We start from the raw sequence: 3,148 nt of genomic DNA, 5'->3' as shown, positions 1-3,148 counted from the left end.
CGGCGACACGTGCCAGCCCGGCACCCCACACCACGGGACAAACCGGGCAAGCCGAATCACTTATGAGGGACTAAACCGCTCTGACGGATCGAGGCTGGCGGTACGAATGGCCCATGAGCAGGTCCCGGCCACCCGGAGCCCCACCTCGGATGCGGCGGGAGCAAGACTGGGAGCGGAGAGGCTTCGTTAGGTGCGGTCCAACGGCGTCGGATTCCGATACCAGATCCCGCTGACCTGGCACGATGCTCGTAGCTAAGGCTGATCGTCACCGGTTGGCTTTGTTCGCATCGAGGGGGTCAGGAGTTCGAGTCCCCTCAACTCCACAGGATAAGTCCAGGTCAAAGGGCGCTTTCTCGACTGTCGAGAAGACGCCCTTGATCATTTGTCCGTCCGGCGTCCGTTGGGCGAGCCCCCAGTCCGCGACACTGACCGGCACGGCGAACCCTGAACATCGTGCAGGCCCTGGCTCGGATTACTCACCGCACCAGCGCGCGAACAGTCTCGGCCGCCGGTGTCCGTTCCGTTTGATCTGAGGCAATCCCGCCGACTTGAGGCATCCGGCCCTTCGTTCCGCGTAGGTTTAGGCACCCGTCGTATGGCGAGGCCAGCGTGCTCCTTGGGCGTGGGCGTGGGCATGGGGAACGTACGGCAGTGGGCGTCGATCGCTCCGCGGTCGCTGTGCGTGGAAACGATCTTCAGCCCGTGGTCGCGCCTGTACCGCTGACAAGAACGTCGTCGGTGGCTCAGAAACTCTGATGGAAGGAGATGATCGACGGTGGGCAATTCGAGTCGTCCGGGGACCGCCGTCAGCGGCGAGCAGGCGACATCCGATCAAGGCCATAGGTTTTCGAGTGCACGGGCCAGGCTCCACGCCCTTCGTGTCCGTCCGACAGTCCATAGGTCCTGTCGGCCGAAAACGCATGCCCGGATTGTCGGCGGCCCGAGGAGGGCCCGGCGCGCCTCGGAGCAGGCTGAGGTTCGGTTGCGGAAGTATGAGCAGCATGCGTTATGACCTGTCCCGCCTCGGCGAGCATGAGTTCGAGGATATGTCGCAGGCCCTCGCCGTTTGCGTGCTGGGTGCGGGAGTCAGCGTGTTCGGTGACGGGCCGGACGGCGGGCGGGAGGCAACGTTTGAAGGCCAGGTCAACTATCCGGATCCGGGTCCTGGCGGCCCGTGGAACGGCTATGGGGTGGTGCAGGCCAAGTACAAGAGATCGCTGGCGGGTACCGCCGAGGACACCGCCTGGTTTGTCGGGATGGTCACCAAGGAGCTGAATGACTGGACAAATCCCGATAAGAATAGGGTTAAGAAGGGACGACTTCCGGAGTATTTGATCTTCGCCACGAACGTGACGTTGTCGGCCGACCCCGGACGAGGAGGCGTCGATAGCGTCAGCGCGCTGATCGATCGCTATCGCAGCAAGTTGCCACTAAAGGGTTTCGCGGTATGGCATCACAAGCAGCTCTGCACGTACCTCGACATCTACGAAACGGTACGGCGCACGTACGCCGGATTTGTCACACCAGGTGATGTCCTCGCCGAACTGGAGAGGATGCTGCGAGGAACCGCCGCGACACTCGGTTCGACCATGGCTAGTCACGCCGCCAAGGAGCTTCTCGCCCAACAGTGGGTGCGTTTGGGCGAGTCCGGCGATACCGAGAATCAGCGGCTTCCCCTGGGCGATGTTGCCGTGGACCTCCCATCGCGGTATCCGACGACGGACAATGACGGCGACAGCAAGACCGTTGAAGAGAAGACCGATGGGATTGTGGCTCACATCCTCGAACTTGGCGAGGAGGTTCGTCGGCCAAGCAAGGTCCGTGGGTTCCGTCGCAACGCGGTGGTCGTCGGTGGCCCAGGCCAGGGCAAGTCGACGGTCGGACAGTTGTTGTGTCAGGCGTACCGCGTTGCCTTGCTCAGCGATCGTCCGGATGCTGTGCTGGGTGCGGAGGCCGCCCGTCTGCGAAGCCACCTGCAGGGCGAGCTGTCCAAACTTGGCCTGCCCCAGCCAGGCTGCCGCCGTTGGCCGATACAGGTCAGTCTCAGCAAGTACGGCGATGCGATCGCGGGTGGCGAGGACATCAGCCTGCTGAGGTTCATCGCCCAAACGATGAGCACGCGCACCGAGATCACACCGGCGGAGTTGAAGTCATGGCTCGGGGAGTGGCCTTGGCTACTGGTACTCGATGGGCTCGATGAGGTGGCGGCGCCGTCCGTACGGGAAACCCTAATCAGCCGGATCTCGGACTTCCTGGTTGATGCCGCAGCGGCTGACGCTGACCTGTTGGTAGTAGCCACGACCCGGCCGCAGGGCTACGCCCACGAGCTATCACCGGAGAATTTCGACCACTTCGAACTGCTGCCCTTGACGGTTGCCGAGGCGCTGGACTATGCACGGCGGCTCGTGGACGTGCGCCATCGAGCTGATCCAGACCTACATGAGCGGGTCCTGGCGCGCGTGGGCAGTGCCGCAGGCGAAGTGCTGACCGCCCGTTTGATGCGAACGCCGCTTCAGGTAACGATCATGTCGCTGCTGCTTGAACGACGGCCGCGTGCGCCTCAGGATCGCTACGGCTTGTTTGAGGCGTACTACTCCACGCTGTATGACCGAGAGGTGGGCAAGGGCACGGACGTGGCGCGCCTACTGGACGAGAATCGCGGGCATGTAGACCATCTTCACGAGCGGGTGGGGGTGATACTCCAGGCCCGGGCCGAGAGCGCAGGAGACGCCGACGCGGCATTGCCGTCGGAGGAGCTGGAGCAGCTCGGCGTCGCCCGGCTGACGAACGAAGGAATCTCTGAAAAGCAGGCGTCCGGCCTCGCCGCGCGACTGGTCAAGGCCGCTACCGATCGCCTAGTGCTGCTCGTCCCCAGAGCCGTTGGGTCTGTCGGGTTCGAGATTCGGAGCCTTCAAGAGCTCATGGCCGCGCGTGCGATCACAAAAGCCGCTCCGGACGACGTCGTCGCACGACTGCGTCTCCTCGGCCCCTCCGCGCACTGGCGCAACACATGGTTGTTCGCGGCCAGCCGCATCTTCGCGGAGCAACAGTATCGTGACTGATCAGGTGGTCAGTTGATGGCGGGTAGCCAGGGCCGACCGGTGATGAGGTCGGTGAGTGCCCGGAGGGTGTTGTGGCCGTGGGCGGT

At 63.8% G+C, this 3,148-nt stretch carries 1 protein-coding gene; it reads left to right on the top strand.

All coding sequences use genetic code 11. The features are described from left to right. Window positions 1-1,001: 1,001 nt before the first annotated feature. On the top strand, window positions 1,002-3,062 hold the full coding sequence (locus tag AB0H83_RS51630) for a hypothetical protein (protein ID WP_360111365.1): 2,061 nt from the start codon (window positions 1,002-1,004) through the stop codon (window positions 3,060-3,062). The last annotated feature ends 86 nt before the right edge of the window (window positions 3,063-3,148 follow it).

It is taken from the genome of Dactylosporangium sp. NPDC050688, from assembly GCF_040654515.1.
Classification (GTDB): domain Bacteria; phylum Actinomycetota; class Actinomycetes; order Mycobacteriales; family Micromonosporaceae; genus Dactylosporangium.
This window is presented reverse-complemented; position numbering and strand designations above follow the sequence as displayed.

What these genes read in the sequence shown, in the direction of transcription:
- AB0H83_RS51630 (WP_360111365.1), top strand. Translation starts at nt 1,002, where the DNA reads ATGCGTTATGACCTGTCCCGCCTCGGCGAGCATGAGTTCGAGGATATG.